24 protein-coding genes and 1 tRNA gene are annotated in these 26,330 nt (G+C 36.0%); 8 read left to right on the top strand and 17 right to left on the bottom strand.

All coding sequences use genetic code 11. The annotated features are described in order from the left end of the window. The first annotated feature begins 15 nt into the window (after positions 1–15). Complete coding sequence (locus V7D82_RS00565) at positions 16–1,911, top strand: ArnT family glycosyltransferase (RefSeq protein ID WP_333599021.1); 1,896 nt, start codon at positions 16–18, stop codon at positions 1,909–1,911. Further along, positions 1,908–3,083, top strand: a complete 1,176-nt coding sequence (locus V7D82_RS00560; RefSeq protein ID WP_333599020.1) for an O-antigen ligase family protein — start codon at positions 1,908–1,910, stop codon at positions 3,081–3,083. Before V7D82_RS00565 ends, V7D82_RS00560 begins: the two co-directional genes overlap by 4 nt. Here the strand turns inward: V7D82_RS00560 and V7D82_RS00555 are convergent. Further along, positions 3,080–4,180 (bottom strand): glycosyltransferase family 4 protein, encoded by a 1,101-nt coding sequence (locus V7D82_RS00555; RefSeq protein WP_333599019.1) that lies wholly within the window; start codon positions 4,178–4,180, stop codon positions 3,080–3,082. The two genes, V7D82_RS00560 and V7D82_RS00555, sit on opposite strands and share 4 nt — an antisense overlap. Before the next feature lie 86 nt (positions 4,181–4,266). Next, a complete protein-coding gene (locus tag V7D82_RS00550) occupies positions 4,267–4,785 on the bottom strand; it encodes a hypothetical protein (RefSeq protein WP_333599018.1) in 519 nt (172 codons plus the stop codon). Between the two features lie 134 nt (positions 4,786–4,919). Between V7D82_RS00550 and V7D82_RS00545 the strand changes: the two genes are divergently transcribed. Next, the gene (locus V7D82_RS00545; RefSeq protein ID WP_333599017.1) at positions 4,920–6,161 is read left to right on the top strand and encodes an O-antigen ligase family protein; all 1,242 of its coding nucleotides are present in this window, start codon (positions 4,920–4,922) and stop codon (positions 6,159–6,161) included. On the opposite strand, the gene rfbD is transcribed toward V7D82_RS00545, so the two are convergent. From rfbD to V7D82_RS00505, 8 genes are read right to left on the bottom strand one after another with little or no spacing between them, the layout of a single operon-like run. Then, complete coding sequence (gene rfbD, locus V7D82_RS00540) at positions 6,154–7,008, bottom strand: dTDP-4-dehydrorhamnose reductase (RefSeq protein ID WP_333599016.1); 855 nt, start codon at positions 7,006–7,008, stop codon at positions 6,154–6,156. The two genes, V7D82_RS00545 and rfbD, sit on opposite strands and share 8 nt — an antisense overlap. After that, positions 7,002–7,553: a dTDP-4-dehydrorhamnose 3,5-epimerase gene (gene rfbC, locus V7D82_RS00535; protein WP_333599015.1), complete on the bottom strand. Its 552-nt coding sequence runs from the start codon at positions 7,551–7,553 to the stop codon at positions 7,002–7,004. Before rfbC ends, rfbD begins: the two co-directional genes overlap by 7 nt. A 3-nt stretch (positions 7,554–7,556) precedes the next feature. Then, positions 7,557–8,414 carry a glucose-1-phosphate thymidylyltransferase RfbA gene (rfbA, locus tag V7D82_RS00530; protein ID WP_333599014.1) on the bottom strand — a complete coding sequence of 286 codons (858 nt, stop codon included), beginning with the start codon at positions 8,412–8,414 and terminating at the stop codon, positions 7,557–7,559. Positions 8,415–8,420: 6 nt separating this feature from the next. After that, a complete protein-coding gene (locus V7D82_RS00525; protein ID WP_333599013.1) occupies positions 8,421–9,431 on the bottom strand; it encodes a hypothetical protein in 1,011 nt (336 codons plus the stop codon). A 6-nt stretch (positions 9,432–9,437) separates the two neighbouring features. Further along, the gene (locus V7D82_RS00520) at positions 9,438–11,129 is read right to left on the bottom strand and encodes a DUF6909 family protein (protein ID WP_333599012.1); all 1,692 of its coding nucleotides are present in this window, start codon (positions 11,127–11,129) and stop codon (positions 9,438–9,440) included. A 42-nt stretch (positions 11,130–11,171) separates the two neighbouring features. Continuing rightward, positions 11,172–12,053, bottom strand: coding sequence for a carboxypeptidase-like regulatory domain-containing protein (locus V7D82_RS00515; RefSeq protein ID WP_333599011.1), 882 nt, complete (start codon positions 12,051–12,053; stop codon positions 11,172–11,174). Between the two features lie 5 nt (positions 12,054–12,058). Continuing rightward, a complete protein-coding gene (locus V7D82_RS00510) occupies positions 12,059–13,546 on the bottom strand; it encodes a GH3 auxin-responsive promoter family protein (protein ID WP_333599010.1) in 1,488 nt (495 codons plus the stop codon). 2 nt (positions 13,547–13,548) lie between these two features. Continuing rightward, positions 13,549–14,418, bottom strand: coding sequence for a M23 family metallopeptidase (locus V7D82_RS00505; protein ID WP_333599009.1), 870 nt, complete (start codon positions 14,416–14,418; stop codon positions 13,549–13,551). A gap of 136 nt (positions 14,419–14,554) precedes the next feature. Here V7D82_RS00505 and V7D82_RS00500 point away from each other — a divergent pair, with 136 nt between their 5' ends. Next, positions 14,555–14,752, top strand: a complete 198-nt coding sequence (locus V7D82_RS00500; protein ID WP_333599008.1) for a Sec-independent protein translocase subunit TatA/TatB — start codon at positions 14,555–14,557, stop codon at positions 14,750–14,752. A gap of 59 nt (positions 14,753–14,811) precedes the next feature. Here V7D82_RS00500 and V7D82_RS00495 read toward each other — a convergent pair whose 3' ends face one another. From V7D82_RS00495 to V7D82_RS00475, 5 genes are all read right to left on the bottom strand, one after another. Beyond that, positions 14,812–16,935, bottom strand: coding sequence for a Tex family protein (locus V7D82_RS00495; protein ID WP_333599007.1), 2,124 nt, complete (start codon positions 16,933–16,935; stop codon positions 14,812–14,814). Between the two features lie 9 nt (positions 16,936–16,944). After that, the gene (locus V7D82_RS00490; protein WP_333599006.1) at positions 16,945–17,766 is read right to left on the bottom strand and encodes an NAD(P)H-hydrate dehydratase; all 822 of its coding nucleotides are present in this window, start codon (positions 17,764–17,766) and stop codon (positions 16,945–16,947) included. A gap of 1 nt (position 17,767) precedes the next feature. Further along, a complete protein-coding gene (locus V7D82_RS00485) occupies positions 17,768–18,679 on the bottom strand; it encodes a cation diffusion facilitator family transporter (RefSeq protein ID WP_333599005.1) in 912 nt (303 codons plus the stop codon). A 3-nt stretch (positions 18,680–18,682) separates the two neighbouring features. After that, on the bottom strand, positions 18,683–19,114 hold the full coding sequence (rpiB, locus tag V7D82_RS00480; protein WP_333599004.1) for a ribose 5-phosphate isomerase B: 432 nt from the start codon (positions 19,112–19,114) through the stop codon (positions 18,683–18,685). A gap of 635 nt (positions 19,115–19,749) precedes the next feature. Then, positions 19,750–19,983, bottom strand: coding sequence for a DUF2007 domain-containing protein (locus V7D82_RS00475; RefSeq protein ID WP_333599003.1), 234 nt, complete (start codon positions 19,981–19,983; stop codon positions 19,750–19,752). Positions 19,984–20,093: 110 nt separating this feature from the next. Here V7D82_RS00475 and rnr point away from each other — a divergent pair, with 110 nt between their 5' ends. From rnr to V7D82_RS00460, 3 genes are all read left to right on the top strand, one after another. Further along, positions 20,094–22,274, top strand: coding sequence for a ribonuclease R (gene rnr / locus V7D82_RS00470; RefSeq protein WP_333599002.1), 2,181 nt, complete (start codon positions 20,094–20,096; stop codon positions 22,272–22,274). Between the two features lies 1 nt (position 22,275). Further along, on the top strand, positions 22,276–22,941 hold the full coding sequence (locus tag V7D82_RS00465) for a head GIN domain-containing protein (RefSeq protein ID WP_333599001.1): 666 nt from the start codon (positions 22,276–22,278) through the stop codon (positions 22,939–22,941). A 62-nt stretch (positions 22,942–23,003) separates the two neighbouring features. Further along, positions 23,004–23,690, top strand: a complete 687-nt coding sequence (locus V7D82_RS00460) for a LysE family translocator (protein WP_333599182.1) — start codon at positions 23,004–23,006, stop codon at positions 23,688–23,690. Positions 23,691–23,752: 62 nt separating this feature from the next. Here V7D82_RS00460 and V7D82_RS00455 read toward each other — a convergent pair. Beyond that, a tRNA-Cys gene (locus tag V7D82_RS00455) sits at positions 23,753–23,823 on the bottom strand. A gap of 75 nt (positions 23,824–23,898) precedes the next feature. Next, positions 23,899–24,258: a dihydroneopterin aldolase gene (folB, locus tag V7D82_RS00450; protein ID WP_333599000.1), complete on the bottom strand. Its 360-nt coding sequence runs from the start codon at positions 24,256–24,258 to the stop codon at positions 23,899–23,901. A 150-nt stretch (positions 24,259–24,408) separates the two neighbouring features. On the opposite strand from folB, the gene V7D82_RS00445 reads away from it, so the two are divergent. Beyond that, positions 24,409–26,094 carry a glutamine--tRNA ligase/YqeY domain fusion protein gene (locus V7D82_RS00445; protein WP_333598999.1) on the top strand — a complete coding sequence of 562 codons (1,686 nt, stop codon included), beginning with the start codon at positions 24,409–24,411 and terminating at the stop codon, positions 26,092–26,094. The last annotated feature ends 236 nt before the right edge of the window (positions 26,095–26,330 follow it).

The following is a 26,330-nucleotide window of genomic DNA, read 5'->3' as shown; positions in this document are numbered from 1 at the left end:
TGCTATACCTTATTGTTGATAGTCTTTTTAAGACTTAATGGTAAACAAAGTTTTATAGGCACACTAATACAAACAACATTAGCATTCAGCGTTTTAGTGTTTTTAGTAACTGAAACCCTGTCACTGTTTAATAAATTGAATCTTATCAGTTTATGTCTTAGTTGGGGAGCTATCTTTTTTTTTCTAATAGTATTGTTGGCAAAAGACAAAACAAAAACTATTTCAACCGGAAATGCCATTAAGGTTAAACTGTCTTTTTACTTCAAATCACTGCCTGTAAAAGAAAAATTAATTCTGGGAGTAGTAGTTTTATTTGTTTTCCTATTGTGTATCCAAGGGATTATATATCCGCCTAACAACTGGGATTCATTAACATACCACATGTCTCGAATAATGTATTGGTTAGGTAATGAATCTGTCGCCTTTTTTCCAACACACATAATACGGGAATTATATCAACCACCTCTTACAGAGTATTATATTTTAAATATTAATGTATTAAACGGGAATGATTATTTGGCGAATAGTGTTCAGCTTTTCTTTTTAATTCAAATTCTTTTTGTTGTTTATGCATTGCTGGGTTTCTTGGGCATTTCTCGTTTTTGGAAGTTGTTAGCTTTATTATTAATCATCACTATTCCAGCTGTTGAACTTCAATCGACAACTACAAAGAATGATATTGTTTGTGCCTTTTATATTCTTGCCACTATTTATTTTGGGATAAAGATTGTCCAATCAAATTCATTAAGAGATTACTTTTTTATAGGGCTTGCTATTGGTTTGGGGCTTTTAACCAAAGGCACTGCTTATCTGTTTTTAGCGCCAGTTTTGCTTTGTTTTGCTGTTATTCAACTGTATAAAATAATAGTTCGAAAAGAGTTTAAAATCATCCCGTACAACTTGTTTTTAATAGTTATAATCATTGCGCTTAATGTCACTCATTATTCCAGAAATTATGCGGTAAATCATTCTATATTAAATATTGATGATGCTGAAGCTAAGGCCTTTACCAATGAGGTTATGGATGGTAAATTTTTGTTTTCTAATTTAATCAAAAATGCCGGTTTGCATCTTGGGTTTCCAATTGACAAACCATCAGATGATTTCATTAGAAAAATCCATAAATCCATAAATGTTTCTATAGATGATAAAAGACTGAACTACTATGGTCAGGCTTATGAAGGAGCACGAGGCGGCACAACAAATGAAGATTACGTGCCTAATACCCTGGCTTTTTTATTAAGTAGCCTATCTTTTTTTGTGATACTCATTCACTTTTTCAAAAACAGCCACCAGGATAAAAAACCTTTACTCCTCATTTCTGTCCTTAGTCTTCAAATACTGTTTTTTGCAGGCTATTTAAAATGGCAACCTTGGCATACCCGCTTGCATATCCCCATTTTTATTCTGGCTACTATCTCCATAATCCTTGCTGTTCAGGTATCTAAATGGTATAGAAAAGTAGTGCTCATTTGTGTTCCTATATTGGTTTTTAGTTTTTTATATTATTATATATTCAATAACCTGAGACCCATTATTCAAAATCACAAATACACCAAAAATATTAGTATTACAGACAATCGGTTTAAAAAATATTTTCCCAACCAACCACAGCTGTATCTGGAATATTCAGATATTTTAAATATTCTTTATACTGTTAATCCATCAAAAGTTGGCTTGAATCTTAATGATTGGGAGTACCCACTGTTCAACTCATTTTATTATGATCATATAAAAATAGTTGCCATAAACGTCAATAATTCTACTAAAGAAATTCCCCAAAATACAGATAACATTGATGTCATTATTTCCAATTACAACAATCCGGTTATTGTTTATAACGGGATGACATATTCCAACCAAAACAACAATCATTCGTATATTTGGTGTTATAAAAAGACAAGTCTGTGAAAATAGCCATAAAAGATTACCTTCTGTATTCCTCTGTATTTGCGATATTTACGGAAGCTTTCTTTTTTCATTTTATTATCGATTGGAAGTTATTGTATCTGATTATTTTAACGAATTATATTTTATTAATCAGAATAAAAAAACTTACCGTCAACAAGTATTTTCTTGGCCTTTTATTTTTCTTTTTAGTGCATGGTATTATAACTTATACCATCATTTGGATTCCCTATAATTATATGCTTGCCCAAATAATAGGCATTGGAATAACAGGCATCTATTATTACAATTTTACTGCTTTGTATAAACCCATTGAGCTCATCAGAGTGTATGGCAAAATGTGTGTTTTGGTAGCCATTATAGGATATCTATTTTACTTCGGCGGATTAAATTATGTGGATGGAAGACTGAACAGCATTTTTAAAGAGCCTGCTCATTATGTGGTAGTGGTATTACCGGCTTGTTATTATTATTTTAAAACTAAAAAATATTTGAGTTTTGCTGTAATATTTGGCACGCTTATTTTATCCAATTCTTCTATTGGTTACATTGGTTGCGGCCTTATTTTTCTTGTCCCGAATTTAACCTTAAAAAGAATGGGGTATTTAGCCGCTTTGCTTCCATTGGTGTGTGTAGTCTTTTATTTTGCCTACAAAGATCTTCCTTTCTTTAAAATGCGCGTGGATGATACATATAACTCCTTGAATGTCATCAATACGGGGAAATTTGAAGAAAATACCAATTTGAGTTCCTATGTATTGATCAGCAATCTTTTTATCACGAAAAAAAATATGGCCGATCATCCTTTCGGGAGCGGAATAGGGAGTCACCATTATATGCATACCGAAATTTATTCCAAAGGAATGAGACCGCCCGAATACATCAAAATCCAACATAAAGAACACGATAATTCGTTTGATGCCAATTCCTTGTTTGCCCGCATCTGTTCTGATTTTGGCATTATTGGTATTTTCCTTGTGTTTTTTATAATGTATAAAGCTTCCGTATGCTTTTCTAGTAAAGACTATGTTTTTGCACAGGGTGTCTACATTTACTTTTTATTAAAACTCTTTAGGGATGGACATTATTTTCCGCCTGAATTCTTTTTCTTTGTGTGGTTGTTTTATTTTTCTTTGAGAGAAATAAAGGTTCTCAACGATGAGAACGCGGCCTAATCGCTGTAAATTTCTTGGTAGAAATCATGCGTTTCCCGACAGCACTTTTCCCAACTGAATTTGGAGGATTGCTCGAAGCCTTTGTTGATTATATCTGCTCTGAAAGTGTCTTCCTCTAACTGCCGCAACCCTTTTTTGAAAGCTTCAAGATTTAAATTGTTCTCTAAAATGGCCGCATTTCCGGAAACTTCAATGATAGAAGAATTTTTCAATGCCAAAACCGGACAGCCAGCCTTCATGGCTTCTATAATTGGAATGCCGAATCCCTCATAACTTGAGGGATAGACAAGGGCATGAGCATAATTATAAAGCACATTTAACGCCGCATTCTCCACATTGGAGATAATCTTTACCCTATTGATTGTTTCTTTGTCGAAAAGCCTTATTTCAGCTTTACTAAGGCTTCCGCCAACAATAACAAGATGTAGCTCTTTTTGTTCTTTCAGCAGCTGAACTACAAAATTAAAATTTTTGTAATTGACCCTTCCTCCCACAAACAGTATATAAGGTTTGTTCAAGTCGTGTAATTGTATGTATTGATTTGCCGAAGAATTGTTTGTTTTGTCAATGACATGATATTCATCACTAACTCCGTTATGGATAACGGCCACTTTTTGATTTTTGTTGGCGGGACAAAACTTTTTTAAATCCGTATAGGTGCTTTCCGAAATACAAATAATCCCTTTGGATCTTTTGATACAGCTATACTTCAACTTATTGTGAACTACTCTTTTGAGAAAACTCGAATAATAGTTATGTGTAAAATCATGAACGGTTGTTACTTCAGCAAAAATTTTACTCCCAACGAGCGGTCTGTAATAACTGGAATGATATAAAAAATAATCCTCTGTTGCTATTTTAACCTTCGATAGTCTTGCTTTTATAGATGACTCTATTGATGATGTGTTGACTATGAGCTTAGCTTCCGGGATGCTTAGTTGCTTTCTGTGAAAGTTAGACATAGCGTTTTTCTCTTCATAAAAAGAGAGATCATCTGATTTTTGATTCATCAAAAAATTGGAAAGTTCATACCAATAGTTAGACACACCGCCTTGAGTGACGTGAGAATAAATGATATTGTCGAGTATAATTTTCATAAGGAATGATTAAATAAATTATACTGTTCCCATGATGTTTTTGGAATAAATAAAAAAAGAAGTTGTACAACTTCTTTTTTTATTCTCTATTTTGTTAGAAGGCCTAATAATTTATCATTCCCCACTATGGATGGTGGATATTTGTTGCTGTGATTTAAATTAAATCTGGCATTTTTTAAATCCCATGAAAAAGAAGGATCAGTTGCAAAATATTCATTGTATTTGTTGTTATCCCCATCTAAAACCAGATTGGCTCCATTTTTAACAGTTACATTTTTAATTGTGATATAACTTTGGTCTTTATTCTTGCTAACACAAATCGATAAGTTTTCCACTTTTTGACCTTCCGGAATATCAAATGTAATTCTCTGTGCCATAGCAGAACCTTTTACCGCTTGCCAAATTGGTTTGTCGTACAAAAAGAAATTATCTTTTTGGTACACAACAGAAATACTATCGTCTTTTTCATAGATACCATCAATGATAACGGAATATTTATCGCTTACTGCTACTGGCTCTTGGGTAGCTTCAACTTCATTCTTTTTATCTTTTCCGCAAGAAGTTAATAATAAACCTGTAAAAAGCACTAAAATTAGTTTTCTCATTTTTATATTTTTTTTGATGAGCAAATATATTATATTTTCCATTAAACCATATATTTGTTAACTGAAATTAATAGAAAAAGTGGCCTGTTTTTATCATTTATTATGACTGCAAGAACCATTTTTAAATCCAAAGCATGAAAAAAATCTCCTTAAAACTATTCCCTTTTTTGATTTCTTTTTTGTTTATTTTTCCAATCCTGAAAGAGAGTTTGTCAAGTTTTATAGTCATTCTTATTTGCCTTAACACCATCATTTATAAAATAGCCGCCAAGGATTACACATTCCCAAAACCCAAAACACTACTACTTACCATTCCTTTTTGGATTATTCTGATTCGGTCTTTATTTACCAGCCATTTTAGTGTTAATGCGACTCACATTCAGCACGCATTGTTTTTTCTTTTACTCCCTGTATTTTTTCTATTAATTCCCAAAGAGTTTTTCAGAAAGGAGAAGCTAAATTTGTATTTTGAAATTCTGAAAAATGCCTGTTTTGTGATTGCCTTTGGTTATGTAATTGCTTTTTTGTGTGTCTATAATTTCTCCGATTTCTTTGTGTTCAAGTACGACATTCCTAAGTTTCGCGATTTTGTTTACAGCGAAGTTCCCTTTTTTAAAATCCATCCAACGTATTACACCTCGATTGTTTTTTTATGCACGGCCTACTCTTTTGAAAAAGTTTTAAAAGAAAAAAAATATATGGAGCTGATTTATATTGCAGTTTTCATCATGATTACCTTTATGCTTTTGGCCAAAATTAACATCATCATGATTGTAGGACTCTTGTTGTTTATGCTGGTGTTCCGCTCTCAAATTTCGGTAAAACAAAAAATAGCTTCTTCCGCGTTTTTTTTAGTTACGACTATGGTGCTTGTTTTGGCTATTCCCGGAATTAAACTTCGTTTTATCGAAGTCTTTAAAAGCTATAATAAACCTCCTGTTGGCGTTGCCTATGATTCGACAAACATCCGGGTGTCTATCTATAATTGCTGCTGGAATATTGCTAAAGACAATTATCTTTTAGGGGTTGGTTTTGAAAATTTGCAAACCGAATTGAATACCTGTTATAAATCAAATTACGATTCAAGTTTCTATGCATCGCACGATTATATGACGCATAATTATTATTTCTACCTATTACTTTCAAGTGGTATAATTGGTCTGTTATGCTATTTCTTTTACTTGCTTACTGTTATCCGAATTTGTTGGAAAACCAACCTTTTCCTTTTCAAAGTATTACTTTTTAATGTCTTAATAATCTGTTGTGTTGAAGATTATCTTTACAGACATTACGGCATTTTATACTTTAATTTAATGCTGGTTTGTTTTCTTCAATACTCGAAGAATAAGGAATCAGATGTTTTAGAAGTTAGGTAGTTTTTATCAGGCTTTCTTCCCAGTTCCTGATTGCAATTCCAAAAGCATTTTTAATTTTAGATTTGTCCAACACGCTGAATTTAGGTCTTTGGGCTGGCGTTGGATAACTGGTTGTGGGAATTGGCGTTACAGCTATAGCAATCTTATTGATTTCAAATATCTTTTGGGCAAAATCAAACCAACTGCATTGTCCTTCGTTACTGAAATTATAAATCCCGTAGTTATCATTCTTTGGGTTCAGAACCGTAGTTTTGATAATTGACACTAATGCTTCTGCTAAATCAACGGCATGCGTTGGCGTTCCAATTTGGTCATCAACCACCGAAAGGGAATCTCTTTCCGAAGCTAATCGCAACATGGTTTTCATGAAATTAGCTCCAAATTGCGAATAAACCCACGAGGTTCTCACAATAAAATAGTTCTCAAAAACAGCTTGAATTGCCTTTTCGCCATCCCATTTTGTTTGCCCGTAAACCCCGGTCGGATTGGGAATGTCACTTTCGGTATAAGGTGTGGTTTTGTTTCCGTCAAAAACAAAATCGGTAGAAATATGCAGTAAAATGGCAGAATACTTTTGGCAAGCTTCAGCTAAATTTTTGGTGCCAATAACGTTGATTAAATAAGCTTTCTCGGGCTCGCTTTCTGCTTTATCAACTGCTGTGTAGGCAGCTGCGTTAATACAATAATCCGGGTTAATCTCAGAAAAAACAGCTTCGCAATTGGCTTTGTTAGTGATGTCTAATTCGGAAGAAGAACGAAAAACAAAATGAACATCCGGATAATTTCCTGCTATGAATTGCAAACTTTGCCCCAATTGTCCTGAGCTTCCGGTAACTAAGACTACCATACTTTTTTGGCGTTTTCTAAAGTCGGTAAAAACTGGTCTTTTTCAGAAATCAACAAGGCTGATGTTGGGAAATTCCAATCAATATTGATACTGCTATCGCTATATAGGATGCCACCTTCGCTTTCTTTGTTATAAAAATTATCACACTTATAAAAGAACGTTGCGGTCTCACTTAACACCAAAAATCCGTGGGCAAATCCTCTCGGTACAAAAAACTGTTTTTGATTTTCTGCAGATAAAAGTATCGATTCGTATTGACCATAAGTTGGTGACTCGGGTCTGATGTCAACGGCTATATCAAGGACTTCGCCTTGTAAAACTCGAACTAGTTTAGCTTGAGCATGGGCTCCGGTTTGATAATGCAATCCACGAAGCACCCCTTTAGAGGAATACGATTGATTGTCCTGAACAAAATGCACTTTCTGGCCTGTCCCAATTTGAAATGTTTTCTCATTGAAACTTTCCATAAAATAACCCCGAGCATCTGTAATGATTTTGGGTTCAATTATATAGCAGCCTTCCAGTTTTGTTGCAATAAAATTCATGATTTAAATCAAACTTAATAAATGTGTCCCATAGCCACTTTTCAATAAGGGTTGGGCTAATTTTTTTAATTGTTCTGAGTCGATAAATCCCATTCGGTAAGCCGCTTCTTCTATAGCGCCTATTTTTAGTCCTTGTCGTTCTTCTATCACCTGAACAAATTGGCTGGCCTGCATCAACGAATTAAAGGTTCCCGTGTCTAACCAAGCGGTTCCTCTGTCGAGTATGCTTACGGTAAGCTTTCCTCTTTTTAAATATTCTTTATTAATATCGGTGATTTCAAGTTCTCCTCTATGGCTTGGTTTAATATTGGCGGCAATTTCTACAACATCATTATCATAGAAATAAATTCCGGGAACTGCAAAATTGGATTTCGGTTTCTCGGGTTTTTCTTCAATTGACAAAACTTTGCCGCTTTGATCAAAATCTACTACGCCATAACGTTCCGGATCATGAACATGATAGGCATAAATGATACCACCGTCCGGATTATTATTTGTTAACAGTAAATCGGATAAACCGGTTCCGTAAAAAATATTGTCTCCGAGCACTAAGGCTACTTTATCGTTTCCAATGAATTCTTTGCCAATGATAAAGGCTTCTGCCAGTCCGTTTGGATGTTCCTGAACGGCATATTCAAAACGACAGCCCAAACTTTTACCATCGCCTAAAAGCTGACGGAATAACGGTAAATCGTGTGGTGTGGAAATGATTAAAATCTCTCTGATTCCAGACCACATCAGGGTTGACAACGGATAGTAAATCATCGGTTTGTCATAAATAGGCATTAGTTGTTTGCTAACCGCTAATGTTAAAGGATGTAGTCTTGTTCCTGAGCCGCCGGCTAAAATGATTCCTTTCATAGCAAATTAATTTAAGGCTAATTTTGCTGATTGTCTTCTGTAAAAGTTTCTGAATAAATTCAACCCTATAAAACCTAAAATCAGTACTAATGGTAAAACAAGTTTCATTCTTCCGTTCAGTCCTTTAGTGTTTTTGACATTGATAACACTGCTGTTTTTCATTATGAAATGTTGATTGTTGATCAAGTCCATTCGTTCACCTCCCAATTCACCTACAAGATAATTTTTGGTTTTAATGATTTCATTCAATTGAGTGTTTTCATTATAATACACCAGCTTGTCACTTTTTTGGTTATTGGTTGTTGTTGCCGAAAATTCATTTAACAAAGCGTCTATTTGTGCGATTACAATTTCGTTTTGCTTCATTTTTACCTTAATGTTGTTTATCATTACCTTTCGAATATTTTCATAATAGTCGTTTTGGTTCAGGTAAGCCATTATAGGGTCAATCGTGCTTTTGCTGGTCACAAAACCTCTGGTGGAGATATGAATAATATGGCGTCCGTAATTTTTACTGGTCGTCTTATCTTTAATTACTTTATTGATATCCCCATCTTCAGAAAGCAACTTAACCAACTCGAAATTTTGAGTGTTTTGAGCATTATTGGCCATGCTGGTGTTGCTATTCACAAAGTTATAAATATCAATAATGGGTTCTATTTCTATTTGTCCTATACTACTTGGCTTTTGAATTCCGATTGATTTTAAGAAAACCGTATCTCTTTCTTTAATCTTAGATTCCAATAGGTCAATTTTGTCATATAAATAATCGGTACTTCCCAAATTGGGAGCCACTATGATTTCGTGGTCATAGGTATTGGATGTTTTATCAAGATAATACCCTCCTACTGCACCAATAACAAACAAGGAAATAAAAATGATTATGTTTCTTTTTATAAATAAAATTCCTCTGAATATAGAATTGGAAATACCTTCAAAAAAACTTCCTATTTTCTTGGAAATCTTTGATAAATCTATTTCTTGATCATCTGTATTATTTTGAGATTTTGCACTCATAAAAAATTATTTAATGTTAAAGATTTGTTCTAATATTTTAATGGTAATCAAATAGGTTGGTTTCACACCAGTAGTTCCCAATCCTCCCGAAGCTAAGGTGCTTCCGGTTTCCAAAGGATTATCCGAAGCGTAATAAGCATATCTCACTTTCACATTCGGGTGAATGCTTTTTCTGATTTTGGAGGCCGATTGAATCGCTTTTTGATAGTAAGCCCCTTCCATTTCCAATCCGATAACTTCCCAGGTTGACTCGTGGAAAAACTTCAACAAATCTTTATTCTGAAGTGATGTTCCCAGCACCGTGACCATAGGTCCTGAGCATACCGGAATGCCATTACCTTCAAACATTTTTGCCGTTAATTCATTCTCAAACGGATAATTGTCTGCCGTGCCTTCATTGATATGCGCCGAAGGAATCATGATATCTCCTTTACCGCCTTCCAAAATTCCGGCTTTACCCATAATCGAAACCGATTCTACGTTGAGTAAGGTTTTGTTTTTGCCTTCTTTATATGGTTTCAAAAGTTCGTCAATAGTTTCAAAAGCCTGCTCACCAAAAGCATAATCCATTACGATAAGTACCGGACTTTCTTTCCCGATTTTCGCTTTTGGAAAACTCGATTTAGCCCAGTCAATTTTAGCGGTATCAAAGATTTGAACATCAATATTGGTTCCCGATTGATCCGGAAGTGAAATCATACCGTGTTTAACAGCAAATTCTTCCACTTTATTTCTAACAGGATCGGCTCCCGATTTACTCAATTCCTCATAAATAAAGAAATCCGATTTGTCTTTGAATTTGGTTTTTAAAACCGTCGTGGCAAAAATAGAATTCATCACACTGTGCATGTTGGCACTGATGATGTGAATTGGTCTTTCTAATAAATTATTGGCTTTCAACGTTTCTTTGATGTTGTTCGCCCAAATTTCACCATGGATATGATGTCCTAATCTTTCTCTCAAAATCGGACTAAACGTAATAGTTCTTTTGTTGTTGTCCACGATTTCTTCGATGGCCAATTTGCCTAACCAGTAAATGACGTGTAAAAAACGATCCGGTTTTTCTTTGGTAGCAAAGGAATCATAGATGTCCAAAACCTCTGAAAAACTTCTTCCCAATACATTCGAAGCATGAGATAACGCTCTTTCTTTTTCAATCTGAGTTAACTTGGTATTTTGTTTTACCACTTCTTCCAGTTTTTCCCAATCCCGGGTCAACTCCACATTGGTTTCGTCTAATAAAACTCTGTCTTTTATTTTATGCGATTCGATAAAAATAAAAGTCAAATGCGTCAAAATATCATAAATATCCGAACGCCCGCGGGTGATTTCCACGTTCATTTGTTCGTCATCAATGCGATAACAATTACGTCTTCTCTTTGGTGGAACGATCGCCTGAAAATGCGATTTAGAATACCCTTCGTCAGAAGTTAAGTTGATAAAACGACATTCTTCAATGCCTACCGGAAGCCTCTCAATTACATAAAGTAACCCATTGAGCTCTACTTTTTCTTCGGCTATACTGCCGTAAATTTCCGGTCTTAGAGATAGCAAAGCTTCTCTTAACGTTTCTCCTGAAACACCCATTGGCTTATAAAAACCTCTGTTAAATAAATGTCTCATGGTAATGTACAATCGTTCGATAGCTGCCGACGATTCTTGCGCTCTTGAGCGCGAAATGTTTTTAATTTCTTTCATTAAATTGTTTTTTCTAACCTGCAAAGATAGGGTTTTTATGGTTTAGTTGGTCAGTACTATATTTATTGCGGGTTCATATATCATCATTTTCTCGGTAGAACTGCCATTCGCAGGTTTGGTTTCCCTGTTCCATTTTCCGCCATAGTATGTGTAATAGTAGTCACTTGGCACAAAATTATAAAGCACAAAAGGGTAGTAAGTTTTTTCTACACGGGTCGTATTGGAATTGTAATCGGTAATGGTGTTTTCGACTTTGTTTTTTTCGATAATTAATTTCTCAAATCCGACAAACATACCCTTTTTCGGCATTTTTAAATTAAAATCACTCACGTTGAAATACGATTTTTTTACGCCTTTTTTAACCGTCACTATAAAGTCTTTTTCCAGTAATTCATCGCTTGGAAAACCAAAATCATCCACGGTGTAAAAATGAATTCGGATAGTGGCATTTTCAATACTACTGTCTGTATAAATAGAAACCTGCTTCAGGTATCTTGTTTTTTTATATTTCGGAACGTAAGGAAAATATTTAACATCAATCCTCGGGCCGTTGTCAAAGGCCTGGGCAATTTCGTTTTTAGTACTGCCTATTTCCTGAGTTTTGGTTCCAAATCGCTTGGCAATTACAACCTCATCCAACTGAAATGTCTTTGGAATCAACTTCACTTCGCTCGCACGAGTGGCTTTTATTTTTAGCTTTTCATAGCCCAAAGCTGAAAAAATTAAATTCCTGCCTTCTCCTTTAATATTGATGCTAAACTCTCCGTTTTCTTCTGAAGTGGTGCCTTTGTTTTCGTTTTCAACGGCTATATTCACATACGAAATCGGCTTGCCGGTAAGGCTGTCTTTCACCACGCCTTTAATCTGAGCTGACAAGGAAAAACCTATCAGCAGCACCAACCACAACACTCTTTTTTCTTGCATCTTTTCTATCTTGTTTTTAATAAATCGGCTATTTTTCTATCATTGCTCAGCCTTGGCAATTTGTTTTGTCCGCCTAGTTTCCCGATGGATTTCATATATTCCTGGAACCCATTTTTCTGAACTTTAGTAACAACAAGCGTTCGCAGCACATTCCCTACAATCAAATCGTCATAGTATGCATTTTGTTGGCGCATGGCTTGGTCAATTTTCAAGGCAAAATCATTCAGGTTTTCGGGTTCATTTTCAAATTCAATAAACCATTCATGATAAGGCATTCCTTCGTTTGGATTGATTTGTGGTGCAACCGTAAATTCGTTGACGCGAATAGTCGATCCTTCCATTGCTTCCTGCAGAGCGCTTTCCACTTCTTTGCCAATGACGTGTTCGCCAAAAGCCGAAATGTAATGCTTAATTCGTCCGGAAACTATCACGCGATAGGGTTTCAAACTCGTAAATTGAACTGTGTCGCCAATGTTGTACGCCCACAGTCCGGCATTCGTGGAAATGATTAAAACGTAGTTGGTGTTTAGTTCAACTTCGCCAATGGTATACCGTTTAGGATTTTCAGTAAAAAACTCATCCGCTTTTACAAATTCATAGAAAATACCTGAGTTCAACAGCAGTAACATTCCTTTTTCTTTTTGAGAATCCTGGTAGGCAAAAAAACCTTCCGAAGCCGGAAATAATTCAATCGAATCTACTTTCCGACCAATAAGATTTTCAAATTTGGCCCGATACGGTTCATAATTCACGCCGCCATAAATGAACAAGTTGAAGTTCTTGAAAATGTCGCCAACGGGTTTGTTTCCTTTTTGCTGTAGTTTCTCAAAATACATCTGCACCCAGCTCGGAATACCAGAAATTACAGCCATGTCTTCCTTAAAAGTTTCTTCCACTATCGCATCGACTTTGGTTTCCCAATCCTCAATGCAATTGGTTTCCCAACTCGGCATTCGGTTTTTCTGCAAATATTTTGGAACAAAATGAGCCACTATGCCGGACAATCTTCCCAATTTGATTCCGTTTTTTTCTTCTAAAACCGGGCTACCTTGCAGGAAAATCATTTTTCCATCCACAAAATCAGCTTTACCCGTTTCATGGATGTAGCTTAAAATGGCATTGCGGGCCGCTTCAATATGAAAAGGCATCGATTCCTTCGTTAAAGGGATATATTTGGCGCCCGAAGTCGTGCCTGAAGTTTTAGCAAAATAAATCGGTTTTCCTTTCCAAAGAATGTCTGCTTCGCCTTTGACCACTCGGTCTACATAAGGTCGCAATTCCTCATAATCTCTGATGGGAACTTGTTGGGCAAAATGGTCAAATGTTTTGATTTCAGCAAAATGATGGTCTTTCCCAAACTGAGTGTCTTTGGCTGTAGCCAATAAATCGCGGAAAACTTTCTGCTGGGTTTCAATAGGATTTTGAACCCATTTTTGAGTTTTGTTGTGAATGCTTTTAGCAAATAATTTGGCAGCAAAGGACTTTATCGACATAGTTATTCGAATTCAATAAAAATACTCGGATCAATCGGGTAGCCGTCTTTCCACAATTCAAAATGCAAATGCACTCCGGTGGATTCCTGTCCGGTGGAACCAGCCAGGGCAATCACTTCTCCGGTTTTCACCACATCGCCCTGCTGTTTGGTTACGGAAGCCGCGTGTTTATAAACCGATATAAATCCATTGTTATGTCTGATGATGACTACGTTTCCGGTGTTCGGTGTCCAATCAGCAAAAATTACCGTTCCACTCAAAATGGATTTTATCGGAGTGTTTTTCGCCAAAGCGATATCCACTGCATAGTGCTTGTTTTTCGGATTGAATTTGTCAGTTATCATACCCTTTACCGGGGGGAAAAGCACCACACTAACTTTTGGTTTTGCCTTTTCAAAAAGATTGTATTTGTCTTCCCGAGCCACTTCTTCGCGCAATTGTAAATCGGCTTTGCTGGGTTTCAAATCATCTTCTGAAATAGGTTCGGAAGTAGCCGGTGTTATGGAATCTTTGCTGAATTTGGCATAATCCAAATCGCCGGTCAAAATCTTTTTAATCGAGGCAATATAGGCTTCATTCTTTTTCAAAGCATTGGTCAGCGAATCCGATTTTAGAGCTAATTCAGTGGCGTCTCTTTTCAATTTTGAGGAAGCATAACCGGGAATGTATTCGCGCAAAGGCGTAAAAGCAATGATATAAGTGGTCACAAAAATAATCAGTAAAGCCCCAATAGTTGCCACGACAAAGACATTCATCAAGGTCAGCCGCAACGAGAAAACTTCGGCAAAAGTATCTTCATTCAGAATCACCAAACGGTTTTTCGTGAATAACTTTTTCTTTAATATTTTACGCTTGAGTCGTTTCTCCGACATGGGTTTTGATTATAGCACAAATATAGAAAAAAAGGGGCGCTTTAGATTTTTTAAACTTTAACGTTCTTTAACGCTAAAAGCTTCCCCGCTATTAATTTATTTTCTACATTTGCAGAGTATTAAAAATCTCAATAACATGAACGCTTTATTTATATCATTAGAATTAACACCAGGACATATTTTTTTAATTTTAGCCGTAGTTTTATTGCTGTTTGGAGGTAAAAAAATTCCGGAACTAATGAAAGGATTAGGAACCGGTGTGAAAGAATTCAAAAATGCCGCTAAAGACGATACTACGCCTCCAGCCAAAAAAGAAGAAGAAACTAAGGAATAATCATTCTTTACCCCAAAATAAATCCCAAATTCTACTGTTAGAGTTTGGGATTTTTTATTTTATAAAACCATTGTCAGCTGAATGCGTTTGCGTTCTTCGTCTACCTCAACAACTTTGACCTGAACATGTTGGTGTAGTTTTACCACTTCATTCACATCGCTCACAAAACCTTCTTTGAGTTGTGAAATATGAACTAATCCGCTTTCTTTTATACCGATATCGACAAAGCAACCGAAGGCGGTAATGTTATTCACAATGCCTGGCAAAATCATACCGCTACGCACATCTTTCATCGATTTCACATTAGCATCAAATTCGAAAACTTTAGCTGCTTTTCTTGGATCGAGCCCTGGTTTTTCGAGTTCTTTTATAATGTCTTTGATTCCCAGAATTCCGATGTCAGCGGTACTGTAAAGCTCTGGTTTTATCAAGCTGATTTTGTCTTTTTTGCCAATCAATTCATTGGTTTTTAATCCCAAATCTTTGGCCATTTTTTCCACAATCGGATAAGCCTCCGGATGTACTGCTGAATTGTCTAACGGATTTTTTCCTTCTTTAATTCGAATAAATGCAGCCGCTTGTTGATAAGCCTTATCGCCCAATCTCGGTACTTTTTTCAATTGCTTTCTGTCTTCAAACGGGCCATTTTCACTGCGGAAAGCCACAATGTTTTCCGCCATTTTTTCACCAATTCCGGAAACATAACTCAACAACGATTTACTCGCCGTATTGATATTAATGCCAACCGAATTCACACACCGCACTACAACTGTATCCAATTCTTCTTTGAGTTTTACTTGGTCAACATCGTGTTGGTATTGCCCCACTCCTATGGATTTAGCATCAATTTTCACCAATTCCGCCAAAGGATCTGAAAGACGTCTTCCGATGGAAACCGAGCCACGAACCGTCACATCATAATTGGGAAATTCATCTCGGGCAATTTTACTGGCCGAATAAACCGAAGCTCCGGCTTCTGAAACCACAAACACCTGCACCGGTTTGTCAAAAGCAATCTTCTTAATAAAGAATTCCGTCTCGCGTGAAGCCGTGCCGTTACCAATGGAAATCGCCTCGATATTATAAGCATTCACCATCGATTTGATTTTCTTCATCGCCATCGCGGTTTCGTTCTGCGGCTGATGAGGGTATATGGTTTCATTATATAACAAATCCCCTTTTTCATCCAAACACACGATTTTGCAGCCACTTCTATAACCCGGATCAATCGCTAAAATTCGCTTCTCTCCTAATGGTGGCGCCAACAAAAGTTGTCCGAGATTCCCAGCAAAAACTTCTATGGCTTTGGCATCTGCTTTGGCTTTAGCTTCTTGCAATGTTTCGTTGGAAATGGCTGGTTCGAGCAATCTTTTGTAACTGTCTTTAATCGCTAAACGCAATTGGTCAGCGGTTTCCCGGTTATTTTTTATCGTGTTGTTTTCGATGAATTCTATAGCTTCTTCGTTTTCAATTTCGACATTTAGCTTGACAAAACCTTCAGCTTCGGCGCGCAACATGGCTAATAATCGGTGCGATGGTGCTTTGACAATAGGCTCTGCCCATTCAAAATATTGAGAAAATTTTTGAGCAGCTTCATCATCTTTTTTGGATTTCACCACTTTTGTTTCGACTATCGCTTTGCGTTGAAATAAACGTCGTAACGTTTTCCGGATGTAGATATTCTCGTTAATCCATTCGGCTATAATGTCGCGCGCACCTTGCAAAGCGTCATCTTCATTGGCAACTTTGGCATTTAAATATTTGGAAGCGATGAACTCGATGTCATCACTGTTTTGCCCCATAATGATTTTGGCTAAAGGCTCTAAACCGTTTTCACGAGCGACATCGGCTCTGGTTTTTTTCTTCTTTTTATATGGTAAATACAAATCTTCAATCTCCTGCAACTCGAAACTTTCCCGGATTTTTTTAGCCAATTCGGGCGTCAATTGTCCTTGCTCGTCAATAGTTTTGAGGATGCTGTCTTTTCGTTTTACAATTTCATCGTATTGCTTTGATAACTTGGCAATTTGCTCAATTACTACTTCGTCTAAATTCCCGGTTTGGTCCTTTCGGTAACGGGAAATAAAAGGAATAGTGCAGTCTTCAGAAAGCAATTTTAGCGTCGCTTCGATATTTTTGGGCGTAGTATTGACTTGGTTTTGAATGAATTGTATGCTGGTCATTTTGCGAATTTATGGTTGAATATGCTGGAAAGCGTTGCCAAGATCATCAATAACATCCGTTATCAACATGCTTTCCGGGCTTTGTTTTTTTAAGGTAATATCGGCTGCCAATCCGTGAAGATAGACGCCGAGAATGGCTACATTTATGGGTTCGTATCCCTGTGCCAAAAAAGCGGTGATAATTCCGGTCAACGCATCGCCGGAACCTCCTTTGGCCAAGCCTGAATTTCCGGTGGTGTTTTGATAACTTTCTTTTCCGTCAGTGATGAACGTTTGCGGTCCTTTCAGCACTATAATGCTGTTTAGTTCTTTTGCTTTGGCGATTGCTTTTTCAATTCTTTCTTCATCAGTAGTATGATTTCCGAATACTCTATCGAACTCTTTGACGTGTGGCGTCAGGATAGATTTGGCCGGAAGTTTGTTTAATAAATCTTGATTTTTGGCCAAAACCGTTAAAGCATCGGCATCAAAAACTATCGGAAGTTTTACATTTTCAATTAAGAATTCTACTTTTCTTTCGGCTGTTTTATCGGTTCCGAAGCCAGGTCCTATAGCGAAAGCATTGTACTTTTCAATAGCATTCTTTTCTTCCCGAAATTCAATCATCGCTTCAGGTATGGAAGTGAAAATAGCCAAGCGTTCTTTCTTTGGAATGTTTAGCGTGACCAATCCGGCTCCGGCTCGCAAACAGGCTTTGGCGGCAATAATAGCAGCACCCATTTTGGCTTGACTTCCGGCTATAATCAAAGCATGGCCGTGATTGCCTTTGTGGGAATCAGACAATCGTTTTTTGAAAATTTTTTGGATGCTATTTAAATCAAGAATAGTCATATTAATCCTGAACAATGAAATCTTTGGTCTCTTCTTCTTTCTTAAACTCGGGTTGGATATTGATATGATTGATGTGGAATTTTTCGAAAAGAATCCGTTCAATTTGATTTAGTAATTCGTTGAATTCACTCATTTTTATATCTTCCGAACAATCCAGATGGGCTTCGAGATGCAGCTCTTCGTCATTCAGATGCCACACATGAATGTGATGTAGTTTCCCAACTCCGGGAACTTTATGTACTTCGCGCACTAGTTCTTTGATATCAATAAAATCGGGTGTGAACAACATCAGCATTTTGGTAGATTCTAATAACAATTTGCCACCAACCACTATTAAATAAATGGCAATAGCAATCGTCATTACGCTATCCACCCAAAACCAACCATAGAATTTCATCAGCAATCCTCCTATCAAAACCGCTACTGAGGCCATCATATCGGTGAGTAAATGCAAATAAGCCGATTTCATATTGATATTGTGATTGGCATCTTTTTGTAATAACAAAACGGAAAGTCCGTTGACCACAATCCCTAAAAGTGCTAACCAAATCACTAATCCGGATTGAATCGGATGCGGATTAAAAAAACGTTCGATGGCTCCGTATATCAAAATAAAAGCCACTATAACCAAAGTCGCGGCATTGACAAAAGCAGCAATCAGTTCGGCTCTTTTAAAACCGAAAGTATTGTTAATCGAGGCTTTTCTTCTAGAGAGTTTATGGGCGATTAAACTAAAAACCAATGATAATACATCGGAAAAATTATGAAGTGCATCCGAGAGTAGCGCCAAGCTTCCGGAAATGATACCGCCTATAAGTTGGGCTACCGTTATTAAAAGATTCAGTAAAATGGAATAGATTAAATTCTTTCCTTGTACTTCATGTTTGTGGATATGCACGTGGTTTTGACACATAATCTATTGACAAGCGATTTTATTCACTCTGTTGGCATGTCTTCCACCTTCGAACGAAGTGTTTAAAAAAGTGTCTACCATTTCAACGGCTTGTTGTATAGAGGTGAATCGCGCCGGAATGCTGATAATATTAGCATCGTTATGTTGGCGCGCCAAAGCAGCAATTTCTTTAGTCCAGCACAAAGCCGAACGAATGCCTTGATGCTTGTTCACTGTCATGTTAATTCCGTTTCCGGAACCGCAAATCACAATACCAAAATCTGCTTTAGTTGTTTCCACATCAATGGCAACAGGATGTCCAAAATCAGGAAAGTCAACACTATCAAAAGTATCGGTTCCGTGGTTCAATACTTGATGTCCTTTTTGTTCTAAAAAGGTTACTATGGCTTTTTTATAATCGGGTCCGGCGTGGTCGTTTCCAATCGAGATTTTCATGGTGAATTGTTTGTAGTTATGCCTACAAATTTACGGAAACTATCGGTTGTTTTTTTACTTTATTGTAACTACTTGATTTTTAAAACACAAGGTTTTTTGGCAACTGAGATATTTTTATAACTATTTGAAAATCATTGAAATTTACACAGCATAATTGTTAAAATTATACATTGTTAATAGCATTTTGCAATTCGTTGATACTCAGTTAACCTTAAGTTAACAACAAATGTTAACAACTTTGGATAGAAAATTAGAAGTTTTTTGAGGTCGTGACGCTTTTTTTTCTAATCAAAAACAGCATCGAGAAAATCAAATTTAGTTTCGTCTTTTTTTGGAAAATTTATCAGCACAAATAAGAAGGTTGTCAACAAAAAGGAACAACTAAACTTATTAAAGAAATGGTTGTTATTTCACATGTTAACAACTGTTAACAAAAACTAAAAATTTGCTCATTTCAAGAACTTTAGCTACAAACTACATTGTTAATTTCTCTGTATAAGTTACGATAACTTTTAAAGATTCTCTTTTTAGAAAAAGTTATTGTCACTATTAACACGCTATAATAACCATCATAAATTTAAATTTAATTAAATCTTTTTTTTGATGTTTTTAATATGTGTTGACAACTTTCAGATTTATACAATTTTTAAATTATTGTTTAGGTCATCTAAAATTTGTTGCACGACTTCTTTATCGTTTGGATGAATTTTAAGTAGGATGCCGCCGTAAGCAAAACTGGCCAGCGGATCGGTAGAAACTAAGTTTTCGTTTTGAAACAAATAAGGGATTCCTTCGCGGTCTAAAATAGTTTTTAAAACCATGATTTCATGAGCAAAATTAAAAGTTGCAATCGTGATAAACTCAGTCATTAGTGAAGTTTTTATAAAGATACAAAAGTTATTTTTTCTATAAATCTTAATACTTGGTACTAAAATCTTAATACTTCTTCGTAATTTTCAGCATTAATAGAAAAGATACAATGAGTAAGAAACCCAAAAAGTTCGGGAAAAACGAAAAGACATTTTCCGAGAAGATTTTTAAAATATTATCCAAGAATGCCAATAAACCATTCAACTACAAACAAATAGCTGCTATCCTTGAGTTGGATGATACCAAAAGCAGAAACGAAATTATCAAAGATTTAAAGATACTCGCTGCTCAAAAACTGATTGTAGAATCTGAACCGGGGAAGTATTTAGTCAAAGCTACCAGTCAAAAATATTACGAGGGGAAAATAGATATGACTAGCAGAAAAGCCGGTTATTTTGTTTGTGACGAATTAGAAAATGATGTTTTTGTTCCGTTTGTTAATCTGAATCACGCTTTAGATGGCGATACGGTCAAAGCTTATGTGTACGATAGAAGAAGTTCCAGAAAACCGGAAGCGGAAGTATTGGAAATTTTAGAAAGACACAAAGAAGAATTTGTAGGTGTAGTTGATATTCAAAAGAATTTTGGCTTTGTAACTACAGCCAATGCCAAAATGTACACTGACATTTTTATTCCAAAAAATAAATTAGGCGATGCCCAACATGGCGATGTGGTTTTAGTAAAACTGGAAGATTGGCCTGCCAAAGCGGATTCTCCTTTTGGTTCTGTTATCAAAGTTTTAGGAAAACCAGGAGAACACGATACCGAAATTCATGCCATTTTAGCCGAATATGGTTTGCCTTATGATTTCCCGATTGAAGTGGAAGCATATGCCAATAAACTAGATACTTCGATTACACAAGAAGAAATTTCGAAGCGTCGTGACATGCGTAAAGTGTTGACTTTTACCATCGATCCAAAAGATGCTAAAGATTTTGATGATGCGTTGTCGTTTCAGGTTTTAGACAATGGAAATTTTGAAATTGGTGTTCACATTGCCGATGTTTCCCATTATTTGAAAGAAGGAACTATTTTGGATGATGAAGCCTATAAAAGAGCCACTTCAGTTTATCTGGTTGACAGAGTGGTACCCATGTTACCGGAAGTGTTATCCAATTTTGCTTGTTCATTACGACCTCACGAAGAGAAATATACCTTCTCCGCTATTTTTCAATTGAACCAAAAGGCCGAAGTTTTAGATTCCTGGTTTGGAAGAACCGTTATTTATTCTGACCAGCGTTTTGCGTATGAAGAAGCACAGCAGATTATCGAAACCAAATCGGATGTGATTCCAGCTGAAATTTCTTTAACCGGAAAAGAATACAAAGCGCCAAAAGAAATAATGGAAGCTACTTTAAAAATGGATGATTTGGCTAAAATTCTACGCCGAAAAAGAATGGCTGAAGGAGCGATTTCGTTTGACAAAGTAGAAGTGAAATTCAATTTGAATGAAGAGTCAGAACCAATTGGTGTTTTCTTTAAAATTTCGAAAGATGCTAACCATCTGATAGAAGAATTTATGTTGTTGGCAAATAGAAAAGTAGCCGAATTCATTGGCAAACAAAAGAAAACCTTTGTCTACAGAATTCACGATGAACCGAATGAAGACAAGTTGATAAACCTTCAGACAGTAATTTCAAAATTTGGATATTCGATTAATATGAAATCCAAACAGGATATTTCTAAATCGTTGAATAATTTATTGAATGAAGTCAATGGAAAAAAAGAGCAGAATTTGGTAGATACTTTGACGATTCGAAGTATGAGCAAAGCCAAATATTCTACCGAAAACATTGGTCATTATGGTTTGGCTTTTGATTTTTACAGTCATTTTACATCGCCAATTCGAAGATATCCTGATGTGATGGCACATCGATTATTACAATATTATTTGGATGGTGGCAAAAGCGTCAACCAGGAAGAATACGAAGAAAAATGTGCCCATTCCAGCGATATGGAAGGATTGGCTGCACAAGCTGAAAGAGATTCGGTGAAATACATGCAGGTAAAATACATGCAGGATCACAAAGATCAGGAATTCTTGGGTGTAATTTCAGGCGTTACCGAATGGGGAATTTATGTCGAAATCATCGAAAACAAATGCGAAGGCATGGTGCGTATTCGCGAAATCAAAGAAGATTATTATACGTTTGATGAGAAGCAATATGCTTTAGTTGGTCAAGCCACCAATAGTATTTTACAGCTTGGTGACGAAGTTTATGTTAAAGTGAAAAATGCCGATTTAGTAAAAAAACAATTAGATTTCCATTTTATCAGAAGAAAAGAATAGCATGAAAAAGTTAGTTTTTAGTTTAGGATTAATCAGTTCCATAGCGTTTGGACAAGTGGAGAAAAAGGTCGGCGATTTTACCAAAGTCACCTCCTTTGATCAGATTGATGTTTTCTTAATTCCAAGTACGGAAAACAAAGTGGTTTTGGATGGAAAAGAAGCTGCTGAAGTAGAATTGGTCAATAAAAATGGCGAATTAAAAATAAGAATGCCGTTGACAAAAATGCTCGAAGGTGATAATATTTCAGTAACGGTTTATTTCAAAAACATCACGGCGGTCGAAGCCAATGAAGGGTCCCGAATAGCTTGTGGCGATAAGATAAAATCTACTGCTTTTGACATTATTGCCAAAGAAGGTTCTGAAATAAAACTGATTCTTGAAGTTGATAAATTAAATGCCAGAGCAGCTAATGGTTCCAAAATTTCATTGGAAGGAAAAGCTAAAGTTCAGGAAGTTATAGTCAACTCGGGTGGAATTTATGAAGCGGAAAGTTTCAAAACCGAACAAACCACCATTACCGGAAATGCAGGAGGTGAAGCCGCTATTTATGCTAGTGATTTGGTTGAAGCCAAAGTAAGAGCTGGCGGGAACATTACCATATATGGAAAACCAAAACAAATCAACCAAAAAGTTGTTGCCGGCGGCAGTATTAAAGAAGCAAAATAGAAATACTTGAAATTGTTAAAATTTAATTCTAAATTGCAGTGTCAAAATCCTAACCCATTATGTTGCTCAACGATATTTTATCTGCCATTCCGCTTGGTTTTTTTCTAAGTTTTATGATTGGACCTGTTTTCTTTGTTTTATTGGAAACCAGTGTCGTCAAAGGATTTAGAGCCGCCGTAATGTTTGATTTAGGTGTTGTATTAGCGGATGTTATTTTTATTCTGATCGCCTTCTTCAGTAGTTACCGTTTGATTCAAAGTATCAAAAACGATCCGGCTTTGTTTATTTTTGGCGGTTTGGTAATGCTCACTTATGGCATTATTTCATTTGTAAAAAACAAAAAAGAATCCAAAAAAAGCATAGACGAAATCGACCCGAAAGAGTTAGCCAAAACCAATTATTTATCCTTGTTTATCAAAGGCTTTTTTCTGAATTTCATCAACATTGGAGTGCTGGGATTTTGGTTAGCAATCTTAATTACCATTGGTCCTCAACTTGAATTGAAAGCGTCCAGAATGATTACTTTTTTCTGTACTTTAATTCTCAGTTATTTTGTTACCGATATTTTCAAAATACTTTTAGCCAAACAATTACGCAACCAACTCAATCCGAAAAACATCCTTTTAATCAAGAAATTCATTAGTATAGTTTTGATTATTTGTGGTGTCGTTTTACTTTCTCAAGCCTGGTTTCCAAAAGAACAAAAAATGGTAAACAAAGCCTTTGAAAAACTTGAGAAAGACAAGTAAACTTCAAATTTTTATAAAAATTTACCACAAAAAAAAGAGACACAATACTGTATCTCTTTTAGAGGCATCGTCCGGATTCGAACCGGAGTAGGAGCTTTTGCAGAGCCCAGCCTAGCCACTCGGCCACGACGCCATTGTTGAATGGATGGCAAATATAGAATTTTTTTTGAAAGTTCCAAAGTTTAAGAGTTACAGAGTAACAAAGTTTTTAATTTCGGTATTCTTCCATTTCTATAGTAACCGCTTCCACATCGCCACCAATGGGCGGATTCAATTTTGAAACGGCTAAAAGTATTCTGGAAACGGCTGGTATTTCTCTGAAAATTCTAGTGATGATGCGGTGGGCTACATGTTCTAATAATTTGGAACGAATGGCCATTTCCTGTGTTACAATTTGATTTAAAAGTACATAATCTACAGTATCTTTCAACTCATCAGTAGTGGAAGATTTTCTCAAATCCGTCTTAATTTCAAGATCAACACGGTAATCAGAACCAATGCGCGCTTCTTCTTCCAAGCAGCCATGAAACGAAAAGGTTCTTATATTTTGTAATTTAATAGTTCCCATTTTTGCTGTTAATTTGTGGATTTGGTAATTTATTTATTGGATAAAAGTACTAAATATTTGCATTTCTGCTTTCAAAAAGTCAAATAACCAAATTAACGAATAACCAAATAACCAACATTTTTGATAACTTTGCGACTCAAAATTTTGAATATGTCAACAGAAGAGAAGTCGCTTAATTTCATTGAACAAATCATAGAGAAAGATTTGGAAAACGGTTTGGCTAATAACAAGCTGCGTTTTCGTTTCCCACCGGAACCTAATGGGTATCTACACGTGGGGCATGCCAGTGCTATTTGTTTAAATTTCGGTTTAGGAATTGATTATCAGGCTCCGGTAAATTTGCGCTTTGATGATACCAATCCGGCCAAAGAAGAGCAGGAATATGTTGACGCCATCAAAAGAGATATTGAATGGTTAGGATATTCATGGGCTAACGAATGTTACGCTTCGGATTATTTCCAACAATTATACGATTGGGCGGTGGAGTTTGTCAAAAAAGGAAAAGCTTATGTTGACAGTCAATCTTCGGAAGAAATGGCCAAGCAAAAAGGAACGCCTACGCAAGTGGGTACCAATTCTCCTTATAGAAACCGTTCTGTTGAAGAAAATTTAGATTTATTGGAGCGTATGAAAAACGGAGAATTTCCGAATGGAACTCATATTCTACGTGCCAAAATTGATATGGAGCATACCAATATGTTAATGCGCGACCCGATTATGTATCGTATTTTACATTCGCACCACCACAGAACCGGTGATAAATGGTGCATTTATCCAATGTACGATTGGGCCCATGGCGAAAGTGATTATTTGGAACAAATTTCACATTCCTTTTGTACGCTTGAATTTTTACCGCACCGTGAATTGTACGATTGGTTTTTGGACCAAGTGTATGATGACACCAAAGTGCGTCCAAAGCAAAGAGAATTTGCCCGAAGAAATCTATCACACACTGTAGTTTCTAAAAGAAAACTGCTGCAATTGGTCGAAGAAAAACACGTCACTGGTTGGGATGATCCAAGAATGAGCACCATTTCAGGAATGCGAAGACGTGGGTATCCACCTATGGCGATTCGTAATTTTGCTAATACTATTGGTATTGCCAAACGTACGAACCTGATTGATGTTTCGCTTTTAGAATTTTGTGTTCGCGAAGAATTGAATAAAACAACACATCGTGTTATGGCGGTTTTGAGCCCAGTGAAATTGGTGATTACCAATTATCCTGATGGAAACGAAGAATGGTTAGAAGCCGAAAACAATCCCGAAGAAGAAGTGATGACTTATAGAAAAGTCCCTTTTTCCAAAGAATTGTATATCGAAAGAGAAGATTTTCAGGAAGAAGCCAATAAGAAATTTTTCCGATTGACTTTAGGAACTGAAGTGCGTTTGAAAAATGCTTATATCATTAAAGGTGAGAGTGTTATTAAAGATGCTGACGGGAATATTACCGAAATTCATTGTACGTATGATACCGATTCCCGCAGTGGTAGCGGTACCGAAGCTTCACAAAGAAAAGTAAAAGGAACGATTCATTGGGTTTCTATTGCTCATGCAGTTCCGGCTGAAGTTCGTATTTACGACCGTTTGTTTTCACATGAAAATCCGGATGGCAATAAGGAAATCGACTTTAAAGAATTCATCAATCCAAATTCTTTAGAAGTCATTACCGGTTATGTAGAACCAAGTTTGCAATCGGCTAAAAACTTAGACCAATTTCAATTTCAACGCTTAGGCTATTTTTGTGTGGATAAAGATTCTTCTGCTCAAAAACTGGTTTTTAACAAAACAGTTGGCTTGAGAGATACTTGGGCAAAAGTGGAAGCTAAAGAATAAAAATAAGAATAGATTTTATAAATGAAAAGCCTGCTGTTTAGTGGGCTTTTCTTATTATATGTTTTTTCTATTAAAATCAAATTTTTTATTTTTTTAAGCTATTAAAACCGACCTCCATACTTGATTTTTATTCCACTTTCAGAATTCCAAATACTCAAATTATGGCTCTCCTGACGAACGCTGTTCATTTCGCTTTAAAATAAGTTTTTGTGGTTTAACCGGAATTTAACGTAAAC

The sequence above is a fragment of the Flavobacterium sp. genome (assembly GCF_036741995.1).
Classification (GTDB): domain Bacteria; phylum Bacteroidota; class Bacteroidia; order Flavobacteriales; family Flavobacteriaceae; genus Flavobacterium.
The sequence above is the reverse complement of the archived record's forward strand: the minus strand, read 5'-3'. Positions and strand labels throughout refer to the sequence as shown.